This is a genomic window from Sphingomonas oleivorans, from assembly GCF_003050615.1.
GTDB classification, from domain to species: domain Bacteria; phylum Pseudomonadota; class Alphaproteobacteria; order Sphingomonadales; family Sphingomonadaceae; genus Sphingomonas_H; species Sphingomonas_H oleivorans.
The window spans coordinates 210,466-226,590 of record NZ_NWBU01000007.1 but is presented as its reverse complement, the minus strand read 5'-3'; the positions used below and the strand labels follow the sequence as shown (position 1 = coordinate 226,590).

General features: G+C 66.8%; 14 protein-coding genes and 1 riboswitch. Of the genes, 7 read left to right on the top strand and 7 right to left on the bottom strand.

The features are described from left to right. Positions 1–3 precede the first annotated feature (3 nt). Complete coding sequence (smpB, locus tag CLG96_RS09275; RefSeq protein ID WP_107967592.1) at positions 4–486, bottom strand: SsrA-binding protein SmpB; 483 nt, start codon at positions 484–486, stop codon at positions 4–6. Next, positions 486–1,361 carry a 4-hydroxy-tetrahydrodipicolinate synthase gene (gene dapA / locus CLG96_RS09270; RefSeq protein WP_107967591.1) on the bottom strand — a complete coding sequence of 292 codons (876 nt, stop codon included), beginning with the start codon at positions 1,359–1,361 and terminating at the stop codon, positions 486–488. Before dapA ends, smpB begins: the two co-directional genes overlap by 1 nt. 47 nt (positions 1,362–1,408) lie before the next feature. Between dapA and CLG96_RS09265 the strand changes: the two genes are divergently transcribed. Continuing rightward, entirely contained in the window at positions 1,409–3,496 is a 2,088-nt protein-coding gene (locus tag CLG96_RS09265) for a lytic transglycosylase domain-containing protein (RefSeq protein ID WP_107967590.1), read from the top strand. A 2-nt stretch (positions 3,497–3,498) separates the two neighbouring features. Further along, positions 3,499–4,005: a transcription elongation factor GreB gene (gene greB / locus CLG96_RS09260; protein ID WP_107967589.1), complete on the top strand. Its 507-nt coding sequence runs from the start codon at positions 3,499–3,501 to the stop codon at positions 4,003–4,005. Between the two features lie 18 nt (positions 4,006–4,023). On the opposite strand, the gene CLG96_RS09255 is transcribed toward greB, so the two are convergent. Continuing rightward, entirely contained in the window at positions 4,024–4,593 is a 570-nt protein-coding gene (locus CLG96_RS09255; RefSeq protein WP_107967588.1) for a TMEM165/GDT1 family protein, read from the bottom strand. A gap of 63 nt (positions 4,594–4,656) precedes the next feature. After that, a riboswitch (yybP-ykoY riboswitch) is annotated at positions 4,657–4,789 on the bottom strand. 94 nt (positions 4,790–4,883) lie between these two features. Between CLG96_RS09255 and CLG96_RS09250 the strand changes: the two genes are divergently transcribed. Then, entirely contained in the window at positions 4,884–5,285 is a 402-nt protein-coding gene (locus CLG96_RS09250) for a cupredoxin domain-containing protein (protein WP_107967587.1), read from the top strand. Positions 5,286–5,309: 24 nt separating this feature from the next. On the opposite strand, the gene CLG96_RS09245 is transcribed toward CLG96_RS09250, so the two are convergent. Then, the gene (locus tag CLG96_RS09245; RefSeq protein ID WP_107967586.1) at positions 5,310–8,618 is read right to left on the bottom strand and encodes a PAS domain S-box protein; all 3,309 of its coding nucleotides are present in this window, start codon (positions 8,616–8,618) and stop codon (positions 5,310–5,312) included. A 239-nt stretch (positions 8,619–8,857) separates the two neighbouring features. On the opposite strand from CLG96_RS09245, the gene CLG96_RS09240 reads away from it, so the two are divergent. After that, entirely contained in the window at positions 8,858–9,616 is a 759-nt protein-coding gene (locus tag CLG96_RS09240) for a sensor histidine kinase (RefSeq protein ID WP_107967585.1), read from the top strand. Next, positions 9,588–10,238 carry a BON domain-containing protein gene (locus tag CLG96_RS09235; RefSeq protein ID WP_107967584.1) on the top strand — a complete coding sequence of 217 codons (651 nt, stop codon included), beginning with the start codon at positions 9,588–9,590 and terminating at the stop codon, positions 10,236–10,238. The genes CLG96_RS09240 and CLG96_RS09235 overlap by 29 nt, the downstream gene beginning before the upstream one ends. Positions 10,239–10,252: 14 nt before the next feature. Here CLG96_RS09235 and CLG96_RS09230 read toward each other — a convergent pair whose 3' ends face one another. Further along, on the bottom strand, positions 10,253–11,827 hold the full coding sequence (locus CLG96_RS09230) for a bifunctional aminoglycoside phosphotransferase/ATP-binding protein (RefSeq protein WP_107967583.1): 1,575 nt from the start codon (positions 11,825–11,827) through the stop codon (positions 10,253–10,255). 112 nt (positions 11,828–11,939) lie between these two features. Between CLG96_RS09230 and CLG96_RS09225 the strand changes: the two genes are divergently transcribed. Next, on the top strand, positions 11,940–12,743 hold the full coding sequence (locus tag CLG96_RS09225) for a universal stress protein (RefSeq protein ID WP_107967687.1): 804 nt from the start codon (positions 11,940–11,942) through the stop codon (positions 12,741–12,743). 48 nt (positions 12,744–12,791) lie between these two features. On the opposite strand, the gene CLG96_RS09220 is transcribed toward CLG96_RS09225, so the two are convergent. After that, positions 12,792–13,295 carry an Hsp20/alpha crystallin family protein gene (locus CLG96_RS09220; RefSeq protein ID WP_107967582.1) on the bottom strand — a complete coding sequence of 168 codons (504 nt, stop codon included), beginning with the start codon at positions 13,293–13,295 and terminating at the stop codon, positions 12,792–12,794. A gap of 283 nt (positions 13,296–13,578) precedes the next feature. Here CLG96_RS09220 and CLG96_RS09215 point away from each other — a divergent pair, with 283 nt between their 5' ends. Continuing rightward, the gene (locus CLG96_RS09215) at positions 13,579–15,375 is read left to right on the top strand and encodes a PHA/PHB synthase family protein (RefSeq protein WP_107967581.1); all 1,797 of its coding nucleotides are present in this window, start codon (positions 13,579–13,581) and stop codon (positions 15,373–15,375) included. A gap of 12 nt (positions 15,376–15,387) precedes the next feature. Here the strand turns inward: CLG96_RS09215 and CLG96_RS09210 are convergent, their stop codons facing one another. Beyond that, positions 15,388–15,969: an NAD(P)H-dependent oxidoreductase gene (locus CLG96_RS09210; protein ID WP_107967580.1), complete on the bottom strand. Its 582-nt coding sequence runs from the start codon at positions 15,967–15,969 to the stop codon at positions 15,388–15,390. Positions 15,970–16,125 lie beyond the last annotated feature (156 nt).

Genomic DNA, 16,125 nt, shown 5'->3' with positions numbered 1-16,125 from the left:
CCCTCAGCCCCTTTCGCGCAGCAGCCGCTGCTGATCGCGCTTCCAGTCGCGCTCCTTGACCGTCTCGCGCTTGTCGTGAAGCTTCTTGCCCTTGGCGAGCGCCAGCTCGACCTTCGCCCGGCCGCGACCGTTGAAATAGATGGAAAGCGGGATCAGCGTCATGCCCTCGCGCGCGACGGCATTGCGCATCTTCTCGATTTCCCGCTCGTGAAGCAGCAGCTTGCGAGGCCGCTTGGGTTCATGATTGAAGCGGTTGCCATGGCTGAATTCGGGCACATTGGAATTGACCAGCCAGACCTGTCCGTCCTTCACCTCGGCATAGCTTTCGGCGATCGATCCCTCGCCGAAACGCAGCGACTTCACTTCCGTGCCGGTGAGCGCGATGCCCGCCTCGAAGAAATCCTCGAGGAAATATTCGTAGCGCGCCCGCCGATTCTCGGCGACCGTCTTCACCTTCTCGAAGGCGGCGGGGCGCGGCCGAGCCATCAGATCAATCCGGCATGGGCCAATGCGGCATCCACCGCCGCGCGGCTCGCGGGCGAGGGCCAGGTCATCGGCAGGCGGATATCGGTCGGGAAGTCGGGCATGATTCGGGACAGAGCATATTTGGTCGGCCCCGGTGAAGCGTCGCTGAACAAAGCGGCATGGAGCGGGAAAAGCCGGTCCTGCAACGCCAGCGCGTCGGCCCAGCGCCCTTCCAGGCAGGCCCGCTGGAAATCGGCGCAAAGACCGGGCGCGACATTGGCCGTGACCGAGATGCAGCCCCTGCCGCCCATCGCCATGAAGCCCAGCGCCATATCGTCATTGCCCGAAAGCTGGCAAAAATCGGGGCCGCAGGCGAGCCGCTGGGCGGAGACGCGCTCCGCCTTGCCGCTGGCATCCTTGACACCGACGATGGTCGGGATCCTCGCCAGCTCCGCCATCGTCTCCACCGTAATGTCCGTCACGGTGCGCGCCGGAACGTTGTAGAGCAGGATCGGCAAGTCGCAATTGTCCGTGAGATAGGCGTAATGCGCGATCAGCCCGTCCTGATTCGGGCGATTATAATAAGGCAGCACGACCAGCGCGGCGGCAGCGCCGGCAGCCTTGGCATGGCGCATATGTTCGAGCGCGACCTTGGTGTCGTTCGATCCGCAGCCCGCGATCACCGGCACGCGGCCGGCGGCCTGATCCACGCACACGGCGACGACATGATTATGCTCCTCGATCGACATCGTGGCGCTTTCGCCCGTCGTGCCGCAGGGCACGAGCGCAGTCGAACCCTGCTCGATCTGCCAATCGACAAGGCTGCGAAATGTCGCCTCGTCGAACGCGCCCGCACGAAAGGGCGTAATCAGGGCAGGAATCGACCCGCTGAACATTCTGCACTCCCTTCACCTCGGGCCGGCCAGGCGTCATAAAGACGGCGATGAATCCCGATCCCGAACGTTGGGCGCCTGATAGGGACGCCTCCACCATCCTGTCCAGCGCCGTGCGACGCGGGGCGCTACCGCTGATGCTGGTCGCATCCGTTGCCGCCGCCGCGGCGACGCTGGGGGATGATGGCCAGATCAGGGGTGAGATTGCGCCGCAGACGAGGCCGGCGACAACGCCGCCGCCCGTGATCATGTCGCGGTCGCCCCTTACGCCGCCGACCGCCGATCCGCTATGGAGCGTGATCTCCAACTGGAGCCGGCTGCGCCAGAGCAGCTCCTATCCCTTTCAGGACTATGCCGATTTCCTGATCGCCCATCCCGGCTGGCCGGACGAGGCGGCGCTGCGCCGCGCGGCCGAACGGCAGATCGATCCGGCCAACTATTCGCCGCAATCGGTCGCGGCCTTCTTCGATCGATTCCCGCCGCTTTCCAGCGCCGGCCGGGCGCGCCGCGCCGAGGCGCTGTTCGCGCTCGGCCGCACGCAGGAGGCGCGCGCGGCGGCGATCGCCGCCTGGACGAGCAACGCGCTCTCCCCGGAAGATGAGGCACGCCTGCTCGGCCGCTTCTCGGCACAGTTCAGCCCGCTGGACCATGACCGGCGGATGGAGCGGCTGTTGTGGGACCGCGCGACCGCGGCCGCCTCGCGGCAGATCGCCTGGACATCCGCCGCGAGGCGGCCGCTCTACGAGGCGCGCCTCGCCTTTCAGATGCGTGCGCCCGATGCTGCATCCCGCGCGCTTGCACTGGGGCCTGGCGCGGACCGTGATGCCGGTTTCATCGCCGATCGCGCGGCATGGCTGCGCGACACGGGGCAGAGCGTGGCCGCGCGCACCTATCTCGCCCGCGCCCGATCGCTCGACGCGCTGCCTTTCGATAGCGAGAAGTTCCTCGAGACATTGCTGACGACCGCGCGGGCGGCAGCCAACGACGATCAGCAGACGCTCGCCTATGACATCGCCCGGCAGGTCGACGATGTCTTCGCGCCCGGCACAGTGATCCGCGACCAGCCCTTCGGCGCGCGCGACGATTATACCAGCCTTGCCTGGCTGGCCGGCATCACCGCGCTCAAGAAGCTCGGCCGGCCGGCGGACGCGATCAGCATGTTCACACGCTACACCGCCGCGTCGCAGACGCCGCAGAGCCGGACCAAGGGCCTCTACTGGGCTGGGCGCGCGGCGCAGGCGGCCGGCGACATGACGACGGCCAATAATTATTATGCGCAGGCCGCGACGCAGATCGACCAATATTATGGCCAGCTCGCCGCCGAGCGGCTGGGCCGGGCGCCCATTCTGCCGCCCGAAAGTCCGCCTGCTCCCGTGCCGGCGATGCAGCGCACCGCCTTCCAGGGCAGCGAGCTCGTCCGCGCCGCGCGCCTGCTCGGCCGGATGGGCCTGTGGCAGGATCAGACGCTGTTCGTCCGCCAGATCGCGCAGAATGTCCGCAACGAGGCCGATCATGCGTTGGCGATCGAGCTGGCGACGCAGATTTCCCGGCCGGATCTGGGCGTGATGGTCTCGCGCATGGCACGGCAGAATGGCGGGCGCGATCCGATCCGCATCGGCTTTCCCACCCTCTCCGTGCCGCCGACGATGCAGTCCCACTGGACGATCATCCACGCCATCACCCGCCAGGAAAGCCAGTTCGATCGGCAGGCGACCAGCCGTGTCGGCGCCAAGGGCATGATGCAGCTCATGCCCGCCACCGCGCGCGAGCAGGCACAGAAGCTTGGCCTGTCCTATGATCAGGCCCGGCTGGCGGAGCCGAGCTATAATGTCATGCTGGGATCGGCCTATTTCGATCGCCTGCTGAATTATTTCGGTGGCAATTATGTGCTGGCGGTCGCGAGCTACAATGCCGGGCCGGGCAATGTGAACAAGTTCATCCGCAACAATGGCGATCCGCGCATGGCGGGCGTGGACGTGGTCGACTGGATCGAGGCGATCCCGCTGTCCGAGACGCGCGGCTATGTCCAGCGCGTGCTCGAAAATGCGGTCGTCTACGATCTCATGAACCCCGGCCGTGCGCGCACGCCGGCGCAGAACCGGCTTTCTCATTATCTGGGCAAGGGAGCGCCGGGCTGATCATGGCGGGCGAGCCCAATTATATCACGCCGGCCGGCTATGCCGCGATGCGCGCGCGTTACGACCATCTGTTCGCCACCGAGCGCCCCGCGCTGGTCGAGACGATCAGCTGGGCGGCGGGCAATGGCGACCGCTCGGAGAATGGCGACTATATCTACGGCCGCAAGAAGCTGCGCGAGATCGACCGCGAGCTCGGCCATCTCTCGCGCCGGATGAAGGCGGCCAAGGTGATCGACCCGGCCGGCCAGCAGGATCGCGGCCGCGTGCTGTTCGGCGCGACCGTGACGATCGTCGACGAGGACGATCAGGAAAGGACCGTCACGCTCGTCGGCGAGGACGAGGCCGATGCGGGCGCCGGCCGGATAAGCTGGCGCTCCCCCCTCGCCCGGGCGCTGCGGGGTGCTGCCGTCGGCGACCTGCGCCGGGTGAACCTGCCGGCTGGCCCTAAGGAGATGGAGGTGCTGGCGATCCGCTATCCGGCCCCGGCCGGGGCGAATGACGCCCGCTGATCGGGGCCCGGCACAGGGTCAGATCAGGCCTGCGGTCTGCACCAGCAGCCACAGGCCGATGACGAGGAAGAGCAGCGCCGCGATCAGGCGCACCACCTTCAGCGGCACCCGCTTGATGAGCTCATTCCCCAGCAACACGGCAGGCACGTTCGCCAGCATCATACCGATCGTGGTGCCGGCCGTGACCATCATCACGTCGTGGAAGCGCGCGCCGAGCGCCACGGTCGCGATCTGCGTCTTGTCCCCCATCTCGACCAGGAAGAAGGCGATCGTCGTCGTCAGGAAGGCACCGAAACGGGCCGGCTTGTCCTCCACATCGTCGAGCTTGTCGGGAATCAGCGTCCAGATCGCCATGGCGATGAAGGAAGCCGTGATCAGATAGCGGAACCACAGGCCGTCGAGCAGCGAAGCCACTTCCGAGCCAACCAGCGCCGCAAGGAAATGATTCGCCATGGTCGCGGCGAGGATGCCGAGGCTGATCGGCATCGGCTTCCTGAAACGGGTGGCGAGGACGATGGCGAGCAGCTGGGTCTTGTCGCCAATCTCCGCGAGCGCGACCACGGCGGTCGAGGTGAAGAGAGCTTCCATCTATGGGCATGTCCGGGGTCGGGCAGAAAGCAGATCCAACGACATCGCGCCTCCCGCCCGACCGGAGCGGAAGCCCGACGCCATTGGTCTCGCCCGAACGGTATTCCGCTCCCCCCGCGCCATGGCCTCTCGGCCAAGCATGTTGACGCAGGGGCCCGTCCGGCGGACGGCTGGCTACTCCCCAGATGACACGCATCCCCCTATCCACGATGCCGGCGGAGAGCAAGCCTTGAACGGGAAAAAGGCGTATATTGCGCGGCCCGAAGACCGTGAGTCCCCGGAGGAGGATAATGTACACGACCTTCTTCGCACCATTGCTGGCCGCCCTCCTGCTGACGGGCACGACAATAGCGCAGACACCCGACTGGTCGAACGCCACCCGCATCGAGATCGACCTGTCCAATTTCAAATATACGCCCGAAACGATCAGGCTTCGGCAGGGCCAACCCTATCTGTTCCATTTCGCGAACCGATCGAGCGGCGGCCATAATTTCACCGCCAAAGCCTTTTTCGCGGCCGCAACGGTCGCACCGGAGGACAGCAAGCTGATCCTGAACGGCAAGATCGAGCTCGACGGCGGCAAGACGGCGGACATAAGGCTGATCGCGCCCGGCCCGGGCAGCTATGAGGTCCATTGCAGCCATTTCATGCATTCGGCCCTGGGCATGACAGGGCGGATCGTGGTGGAATAGCCCGAGGCGGATCGGGATCGGCGATCATCTTGCCCGCCGGGCGCGGGCCGCGACACGCAGCACGCGCGAAAGATCCTCCGCCGAATAGGGCTTGTGCAGCAGTTCGAAGCCGTTACGTCCTTCTTCCGCCAGGACATGGCTGTAGCCGCTCGTCAGCACCACCGGCAGGCCGGGCCAGCGCGCCCGGACTATCCGGCCCAGTTCGACACCACCGATCCCCGGCATCACCACATCCGAAAAGACGATGTCGAAACTGTCGGCGCTCGTTTCGAGGAGCGCCATCGCCTCCTCGGCGCTGGCCGTCCAGATCGGCTCATAGCCCAGCTCATATAATAGCTGGGTCGCAAATTCGCCGACCTGCGCATTATCCTCGACCAGCAATATGCGCGCCTGCTCCGCCGGCCGGCCCTCGGCGACGGGCGGGGGAGTTCCGGCGGGCGCCACCGGCCCCTGCACGCGCGGCAGATAGAGGGTGAAGCTGGCGCCCCGGCCGGGCTCGCTCGCCACCTGGATAGCCCCGCCGGATTGCTTGACGAAGCCATAGACCTGCGACAGGCCGAGCCCCGTGCCCTTGCCCACCCCCTTGGTGGTGTAGAAGGGCTCGAAGATGCGATCCAGCGCCTCAGGGGCGATCCCCTCCCCGGTATCGCTGACCGCGATCGAGACGAAATCGCCGACGACGGGCCGTATCCCCTGCCTGCCCGGCACGCGATCGACGGCCCTGAGCCGGATCATCAGCGTGCCCGCGCCATTCATCGCATCGCGCGCATTCACCGCCATGTTGACGAGCGCGGTATCGAGCTGGCTCGCATCCGCCTCGACGGCGCAGACGGTGCAATCGAGATCGAGCACAAGCTCCACGCGCGAGCCCACCGCGGTCCGGATCATCTCGGCCAGCGTGCCGATGCGATCGGCGACGTCGAACGTCTCGGGCTTCAGCGCCTGCCGCCGCGCGAAGGCAAGCAGCTGGCCGGTGAGCTTGGCGGCGCGATCCGCCGTGTCGGATATGGCGTCGATATAGCGGCGGCGCTTCTCCTCCGGCAGCGCATGGCGGCGCAGCAGATCGGCGGAAGCGCGGATCACCGTCAGCAGATTGTTGAAATCATGCGCGACGCCGCCGGTAAGCTGGCCGATCGCCTCCATCTTGTGGCTCTGGCGCAACTGGTCCTCGGCCTGGCGCAGCGCTTCTTCCTGCGCCTTTTCCGCGGTTATGTCGCGCCCGTCGGCATAGACGAGATCGCCTTCGTGCGAGGTGCGCCACGATATCCAGCGCGGCGACCCATCCTTGTGGCGATAGCGATATTCGAAATTGGTGCGCGCGCCGACGGTTGCCTCGTCCAGCCCCGCCTGCGCCATCGCCACATCCTCGGGCCAGACGAAATCGAGGAAGCTGCGGCCCACCACTTCCTCCGGCTCATGGCCCAATGTCGCCGTCCAGGCAGGATTGATCGCCCGGAAGATGCCATCCGCACCGATCACGACCAGGAGATCACGGCTGTTGCGCCAGATCCGGTCTATCTCGCGCGTCCGCTCGCTGACCTGCATCTCCAGCATCGCGTTCAGCGCGCGCAGCTCCGCCTCGGCGCGCTTCTGGTCGCTGATGTCGATGACGACGCCGATGAAGCGCATGCACCCGGCAGTGCCAAAGGTGGCTCGCCCGCGCATGGCGAGCCACCGCTCGACCCCGTCCTCGATGCCGATGACGCGATATTCGTCCGCGATCAGGCCCGATCCGGCCGGATCGACCGCATCGGCCATGGCGGCGGACATCCGCGCCCGATCCTCCTCGACGCATCCGGCGAGAAAGCTGTCCACGGTCACTTCCGCATCGGGGCCCAGCCCGAACAGCTCGCGACAACGCGCGTCCCAGATCAGTTCCCCCGTGGCGGGACGCAGTTCCCAGGTGCCGATACGCGCCGCCTCGATCGCCAGCCGCTTATGCGCCTCGCTCGCGGCAAGCGCTTCCTCCGCCTTGCGCCGCTCGTCTATCTCGATCACCGCGCCGACATGACCCAGAAACTCGCCGTCGGGGCCGAAACGCGGCGAGCCGGCATCGATCGCCCAGCAATAACCGCCGCTCGCCCGCCACAGCCGGAATTCGAGGCGGAAGCTCTGCTGTGCCGCAACAGCGGCACGGAAGATACCGGCCGTCATGGGCTCGTCCTCCGGATGCGTCGCATCGAGCCAGCCCAGCCCTTCGGCCTCCGCCTCCTTCTGGCCGGTAAATTCATACCATGCCCGGTTGAGATAGGTGCAGCGGCCGTTCGCATCGGTGAGCCACATCATCACCGGCGCATGGTCGGCCATGTTGCGGAAGCGCGCTTCGCTCTCGCGCAGCGCCGCCTCGATGCGCGCTCGCTCGACCGCCTCCCAGGTGCGCCCGGCAACCTCCTCGATCAGCGAGATATCCGCCGGCGACCAGTGGCGCGGCGCGCGGCTATGAACATAAATGGCGGCGATCATCCGCTTGCGCTTCCACAGCGGCACCATCACCATGGCGCCGACGTCGAGCGCAGCGAGGGCGGCGCGCGCCCGCCCGGCCGGGATACGCGGATCGGTCGCCGCATTGGCCAGGACGAGCGTCCGCCCGCTCCGGATCTCGTCCCGCGCCTCGGGCCCCAGCGCATCGAGATCGTGAAGCCCGGGGCCGGCGACGATGCCATCATCGGTCCAGTCGCGTTCGCTATGCAGGAAGCGCGTATCGCCATCGGCCATCTCGCCATAGCCCACGCGGCTGACGCCGAGCTCACGCCCGAGCGCCTCCTCCGCCGCGCCGATCAGTTCCAGCGGATCGGACAAAGCGCGCAGCCGATCGGCCAGCGCGATGCGGAAGGCCAGCCGCTCCTGCGCCACCACCCGCTCCGTCGTCTCCTCGACGATACACAGCACGCCCGCGATCGCGCCGCTTTCATCGCGGACGGGGGAATAGGAAATGTCGAAAAAGGCGGTTTCGGGATAACCGAAACGCTCCAGCTCGAACGGCTTGTCCCTCGCGGTCGCCGTCTCGCCCGTATCCAGCACATGACGCAATACCGGCTCCAGCTCGTCCCACAGCTCCGCCCAACTCTCCGCCCCGGGGCGGGCGAGCGCGCGCGGATGCTTGGCGCCGATCCGATAGGCATAGGCATCGTTATAAAGCGCCACCAACTCCGCGCCCCAGAAGAGCACGATCTGCGCGCTGGACGGCAGGATCAGGTCGACGATCATCCGCAGGCTTTGCGGCCAGTCTTCCGGAGGCCCCAGCGGCGATGTCGCCCAGTCCCGCAAGCGGAGCAGCGAAGCGACCTCGCTTTTGCCCGACGGCCAACGCCCAGCGGATACCAAATCAGCCATATCAATTATTTATCCGCCTTACGGAGGCATCCGTCCAGCATCGCCGGCGTTCCTGCTCCGCTCCCGAGCCGGGAGGAGGGGAAGGCACTTCCCCGCCCCTCCCGCCCATTCGACTCCCGCTTGCGACAATAAGGGAATCCGCCTGCCGACGGAAATGGCGGACGCCTTTAGTTACGGATAATTCCTGATTTTCCAGCGTTTTCGATCGCGCCAACACTCAATCGCAGCAAGGAGCCTTCATGCAGCGTGAAGCCAGACAGGCCGATCAGCTCCGGCGCTATGGTCGCGAATTCATCCACGACCTGCGCAACCTGTTCGGCGTCATCGCGTCCGCACGACATATGCTGGAGGACGATCCCACCACGGAAAGGCGGATGCTGCTGCTCGAGGCGATCGAGGATGCGGCGATGCGCGGCGGCCGGCTCACCACCGATCTGCTCGCGCTCAGCGATCCCGGCGATCCGATCGAGACGCTGGACCTGAACGGCCGGCTGCGCCAGCTGGAGCCGCTGCTCTGCGCGCTCGGCGGTCCGACGGCGGCAGTCCGGATCGACCTGTGTCGCGAGCCGCTTCCCGTGCGGACCAATGCCGCCGGCTTCGAGGCGGTGATGCTGGAGCTGGTCGCCAATGCGCGCGCCGCCCTGACCACGCCGGGCAGAATCCTGATCCGTACCCGCCGCAGGAACGGCAATGCTGCAATCATAGTCGCCGACACCGGCTGCGGCATGCCCCCCCAGATATTGGAACGGGCCCTGTCTCAGATCACCATCGCTTCCGCCGCAGGCAATGGCACCGGGCTCGGCCGCGTCAGGCATTATGTCCACACGACGGGCGGCCTCCTCCGCATCCGCAGCCGGACAGGGCGCGGAACCGTCGTGTCCATCCGCTTGCCGGCGCAGGAAGGCACTGCCAGCAAACCAACAGCCGAAGCGACGCACCGCGGCGCTTCCAGTCCCAAGGAGAAGGAGCATGAAAAGCGACGCTCAATTACAGTCTGACGTGATGGAGGAATTGGAATGGGAACCCAGCGTGGACCATTCCCATATCGGCGTTTCGGCCAATGACGGCATCGTCACCCTGTCCGGCTCCGTGAAAAGCTATGCCGAGAAGCTGGCGGCAGAAAAAGCCGCGCGCCGGGTGCGCGACGTGCGCGGCATCGCCGAAGAGATCCAGGTCCGCTTCCCCTCCGATCCCAAGACATCCGATCCCGAAATCGCCAAGCGCATATTGGATGTGCTGGCCTGGGACGTCACCATTCCCGACGACCGCATCTCGGTGAAGGTCGAGCATGGCTGGGTGACGCTGTCCGGCACGGTCGACTGGAACTATCAGAAAGAGACCGCCAAGAAGGATGCAAGCAAGATCCATGGCGTGGTCGGCATCAGCAATCTGATCGAGGTGCGCCAACTTCCGACGTCGCGCGACATACGCGACCGGATCATGTCCGCCTTCCGCCGGTCCGCCAATCTCGACGCCAATTCGATCAGCGTGGCCACCGATGGCGGCACGGTGAAGCTCAGCGGTCAAGTCCATGCCTGGCATGAGCGCCAGATCGCCGAACGGGCAGCCTGGGCGGCGCCGGGCGTCAACCGGGTCGAGGACAATATCGTCGTCGTCTGATCCGCCGCCGGCGCTCAGGCGGGACCGATCGGGGCCTCGCCCGAGCGCAGCCATTTACGGGCCTCGGCGGCAATCATGTCGGGCGTGCCGTCCGCCTGCACGACATGCCAGTCCGGCGGGATTTCTTCTTCCAGTCGGGATTGGGCAGCAACGACCGCCGCATCCGCGTCGGAGGCGTCCGGCCCCCGCTTGCTCACCCGGGCGATGCGCGCCTGACGCCCGGCGCGGAGCCACAGGCCGAAAAAGGGCGCGCCTGCCCCCTCAGCCACCGCGCGGATCGCGTCCCGCTCGTCCGGCCTGCCGAACACGGCATCCGCAATGACCGCGCTTCCCGCACCAAGCGCCTCGCCCGCCGCAGCGGCGAGCCGCGCATAGACCTGCCTGCTTTCCGCCGCGCCATAGGCATCGGGCGGCAGGCGCCGTTCGGGCGGAAGCCCATGCATCCGCTTGCGGACGACGTCGCTGCGCAGGATGCGCGCGCCGGGCGGACGGCCAAGCATCGCCGCCAGCGCGCGCGCCAAGGTCGACTTGCCCGTGCCCGAAAGCCCGCCGATCGCGAGCAGCCGGGGCGGCACGCAATCGAGAAAGGCGGCGGCGGCGGCGAGATAGGAAGAGGCCCGCGCAGCCGCCCCGGCCTGCCCGCCCCGCGCGGTCGCCGCCTCGACATGGGCGCGAACGGCAGCACGGAGCGACAGGAATAGCGGCATCAGCGCCAGCCCATCCTCATCCTCGGGCGAAAGATCGAGATAGCGGTTGAAGAGGATCGCCGCCCCGTCCCGCTGCTCGCGCTGCCACAGGTCCATCAGCAGAAAGGCCAGATCGTAGAGAATGTCGATAGTCGCCAGCGCCTCGTCAAACTCCAGGCAGTCGAACGGTGTCGGCTCGCCTTCGATCATCGCGATATTGCCGAGATGCAGGTCGCCATGGCCGCGGCGCACCCGCCCCGCCTCCGCCCGCGCTCCGATCAGCGGAGTGGCGACCATCAGCGCATCCATGCTGCGCGCGGCGAGCGCCGCCACCGCCGCGGGATCGAGCAGGTCCGGATAGCGTTCCATGCTGCGGCGATTGGCCTCGATCACCGCGCGAAGGCCGGCTGCCGGCTCCGCCGGCCGCACAACCTCCGCCGCGCCATGGAAGGCGACGAGCCGATCGGCGAGGCGCGTCAGCAGCGCGGCGTCCAGCCGGCCACGTTCGGCGAGCCGGACGAACAGCGCCTCCTCGGGCAGGCGCCGCATCCGCAACAGCCAGTCAATGGGCACGCCCGTGCCACCGATCGCCAGGGCGCCCTGCCCGTCCCGCGCGATCGGCATCACCGTCTGATAGAGCAAGGGCGCCGTCCGGCGGTTGAGCCGAAGCTCGGCTTCCAGCGCCGCATGACGCCGCTCGGGCGTGGAGAAATCGAGATATTCGAAGCGCACCGCGCGCTTCAGCTTCCACGCCCGGTCGCCGGCGAGGAAGACGATGGCGGCATGGGTGTCGATCCGTACCGGCGGACCTTCCGGAAAGGCCTGTCCGCCTTCCAGGAAGGCGATCGTCTCTTCCTGCTCCGGCGGATTCCGGCCCGACGCCGCCTGCCGCCTATCTTCCATCAGGCCAGCCTATCCGGACGATCGCCGCGCGGCATCCGTAGAGTCCCTGATTTTGGGTGTCCCGCTTGCAGCCTAGCCTGTCCGCTGCGGCGGCGCGGTGATGGAGGCCGGGATGAAGAATATTCTGCTGCTTGTGCACGAGGATGCCGGCCAGGAAGCACGGCTGCAGGCGGCGCTCGACATCACCCGCGCGCTGGGCGGCCATCTAAGCTGCGTCGATGTCGTCCATATCCCCCTGCTGATGGGCGATTATTACAGCGCCGCCGGGGAGGCGATGCTGCTGGCACAGGAACGCTCGCGCGAGGCGGGAAATCGCGAAAGGCTGGAGGCGCGGTTCGCCCATGAAGGCATTTCCTGGGACTGGATCGACTGTGTCGGCGACATGGCGGATTGCGTAACGCGCGCCGCGGGTCTCGCCGACCTGATCGTCGTCAATCGCCAGTTGCAGGCGACGCCCGTACCCGACATGCGCAGCATCGCCAGCACCGTGGCGATCCGCTCGCGCAAGCCGCTGGTCGCCGTGCCCGAACAGCAACGGGGCTTCACGGCGGACGGCAGGGCGCTGATCGCCTGGGATGGATCGCCGCAGGTGGCTACAACGATGCGGGGCTGCGTACCGCTGCTCCGGCTGGCGAGCGCGGTCCGCCTGTTCGAGGTGGAGGAGGGATCGCGTGGCATATCGGCGGAGGATGCCGCCACCTATCTTTCGCGCCACGACATCCATGCCGCGATCCGGCGCATACCCGATCAGGATCGCGCGGTCGATCGGCTGATCCTCGAACAGTGCGAGGAATATGGCGCAAGCTATTGCCTGATGGGTGCCTTCGGTCATGCCCGGATGGCCGAGGCGCTGTTCGGCGGCGTCACGCGCAGGATGCTGGGATCAAGCAAGCTCCCACTCGTTCTCGGCCATTGAAAGGGGCTACCTGAGGCTACCCGCCCGGCCAGCTTCGAGCGGCTCGGCTCAGAGCGTCTCGACCGCGATCTTCCGCCCTTCCTGGCCGGCCTTCGACACGCGGGGGAGCGTGATGGTGAGCACGCCATTCTGCGCCGTCGCCTTGATCTGTTCCCGATCGACCCTCTCCGGCAGGCGCACCGAACGCTCGAACCGGCCATAGGAACGCTCGGAGAGATAATTGCCCCTCTCCCCTTCGGCACGGCAGGTCCGCTTCTCTCCGGAAATCTGGAGGAGATCATCCTTTATCTCGATCTCCACATCCTTCGGATCGACACCCGGCACCTCGATGGTCAGCCTGAACGCATCGTCCGTCTCGGTCATCTCCGCAGCCGGCACGGGCATGCCGGCAAGGCGCTGGGCCATGCGGAAGCCATCGCCGAACGGCAATATTCCAGACCAGAAGCGGTCCATTTCCCCCCGCATCCAGCCGAAGGGATCGGTCAGCGCCGGCATGACGCTTTCAACCACGCTGGGAACATTGGCTTCCGTCTGCACGTCGTCGCGAGCCATCGTCCAATCCTTTCTCGATCTTTGCGCGAACGTCCGGAAATCGGTCGAAAACTAGGTGGGGCACCATGGCCGCCCCATCCGCAATGCTACGTAGACTTCCGGCAAGACCCTTGCCGTGCGGCATGTTAGGATTGCGGGACTATTCCGAACGCGATCTCCTCCGGCGACGGATTCGATTGCGGGCCCGGCAATGTGGCCCGCGGGTCCATAGGTATTGTTACCGAATTCGCCTGCCCCGCCCTTCTTCTATCGGGCCGGCAGGAGCCCCGGGGGGCGGGAGCAGATGGTGAGCGATTCGCCCGATCCTGACCAAGCCGGTCCTGACCAGCGTCAGGCGGAGAGAGAGGCCGATCCGCTCGCCGAGCTGGCCGAGATGATCGACCGATCGACGGGTGCGGCCATCGCCCGCTTCACCGGCGGCCTCGCCCCCACCACGCTGGGCGAAGCCTTTGCCGACTGGGCGACTCACCTCACCGCCTCGCCCGGCCGCCGGCTCCATCTCGCTGCCGAGGCGGGGCGCAAGGCGATGCGCCTCGCCGACTATTGCGAGCAATTAATATCGCGCGGCGCCAAGGCCGAGCCCTGTGTCGCGCCGTCGCCCCAAGATCATCGCTTCGCCGATCCCGCCTGGCAGCACTGGCCCTACAATATCATCCACCAGGCCTTCCTGCTGAACCAGCAATGGTGGGACGATGCCTGCCGGGGGATCGGCGGCGTCACCGCGCGGCATGAGGCCGTGCTGCGCTTCGCCGTCCGGCAGATGCTCGACATGGTCTCGCCATCCAACTTCGCGGCGACCAACCCGCTGCTCCAGCGGCGCCTGCTCGAATCGGGCGGCGAATGCCTCGCCAACGGCGCCTTCCATCTGGCCGAGGACCTGCTGCGCGGCGTGCGTCACGAGCCGCCGGCAGGCGCCGAGCATTTCCGCGTCGGCGTCGACGTCGCGGTGACGCCGGGCCGCGTCGTCCATCGCAACGCGCTGATCGAGCTGATCCAATATGCCCCCGCCACGGATAGGGTCCGCCCCGAGCCGCTGCTGCTCGTGCCGAGCTGGATCATGAAATATTATATCCTGGATCTGTCGTCTACCAACTCGCTGGTCCGCTATCTGGTCGCGCGGGGTTACAGCGTCTTCGTCATTTCCTGGCGCAATCCGGGGCCTGACGACCGCCATCTGGGCATGGAGGAGTATCGCCGGCTGGGCGTAGCGGCGGCGCTCGACGCGGTCATGGCGATCAGCGGCGCGCGCGCCGTCCATATGGCCGGCTATTGTCTGGGCGGCACGCTGCTCGCCATTGCCGCGGCGGCGGCGGCGCGCGACGGCGACGAGCGCTTCCACACGCTCAGCCTGTTCGCGTCGCAGACCGACTTCAGCGAGCCGGGCGAATTCGGCCTGTTCGTCGATCCGGCCCATGTCGCACTGCTTGAAAGCATGATGTGGCAGCAGGGCTATCTCGACAGCCAGCAGATGGTGGGCGCCTATCAGATGCTCCATTCGAAGGATCTGATCTGGTCGCGTCTGATCCGCGAATATCTGATGGGCGGGCGCGAGCCGATGACCGACCTGATGGCGTGGGGCGCAGACGGCGCCCGCATGCCCCATGCGATGCATTCGACCTGCCTGCGTGCGCTGTTCCTGAACAATGATCTCGCGCGTGGCCGCCACAGAGTGGACGGCCGCCCCATATCGCTCGGCGACATAAGCGCGCCCGCCTTCGTGGTCGGCATTGAGCAGGACCATGTTGCCCCCTGGCAGTCGGTTCACAGGATCCATCTGCTGACGGACACGGAATTGACCTTCCTCCTCACCAGCGGGGACCATCATACCGGCATCGTCGCCGATCCCGGCCATGCGAAGCGGCATTACCGGCTGATGACGCGCGCCGGGGACGGCGCCTCGCTCGATCCCGACATCTGGTATGAGCAGGCGGACGAGCAGCCGGGCCTGTGGTGGCCCGAATGGGCGGACTGGCTGGATCGCCATTCGGGGCCGCTCCAGCCACCGCCGCCGCTCGGCAATGCGGAACGGGGCTTCCCCGCGCTCGAGCCCGCGCCCGGCACCTATGTCCACCAGAAATGAGCGGGCACCTGGTCAGGCGCCCGCCTCGCCCATGCCGAACATCTCGTCCAGCCAGGCGGCACGCTCGGTCGCGCTGCCTTCGACATTGCCGATCAACGTATGATGCACCGGCCGAATGCCCACGAAGCGCAGCACGTTGCGCTCCAGGCTCTTCACGCTGTGGGCGCCATAATAAAGGCGGTAGAAGATGGCGGGCATCCCCATGGTGACGATCAGATGGGCGGAGCGGCCCCGGAGCAGCTTTTCCGGAAGCCTGTTGCCTTTCGGGCGGAAGGCGAAGCCGGGGCGCATCACCTGCTCGAAGAAGCCCTTGAGCAGCGCAGGCACGTCGCCCAGCCAGAGCGGATAGAAAATGGCGAGATGGTTGGCCCAGCGCACGGCATCCTGCGCGTCGCATATCTCTGGCGCCACGGGATTGCCTTCCCAGTCATTGCGGGATGCGATCAGCGCGAAATGCATCGATGCGATGTCGAGCCGGCGCACCTCATGGCCAGCGATGCGCGCGCCATCGCCATAGGAATCCGCCAGCGCATGCACGAAATGATGGCTGTCGGGATCGGGATGCCCATCGATGATGGTAATGCGCTTGGCCATGGCGCGATGAGGCCCCCGCCTGCTTCGGGCGGCAATAGGTAGAGTCACGAGTGCACCGGCATCCGGCCTCCCGATCTTTGCGCCCGCACCGTTCGCGTATAATCTAGCCCCGCATCGACCCGTCAGCGCAGGAAACACCCTGCGCCGCGCCGGAGC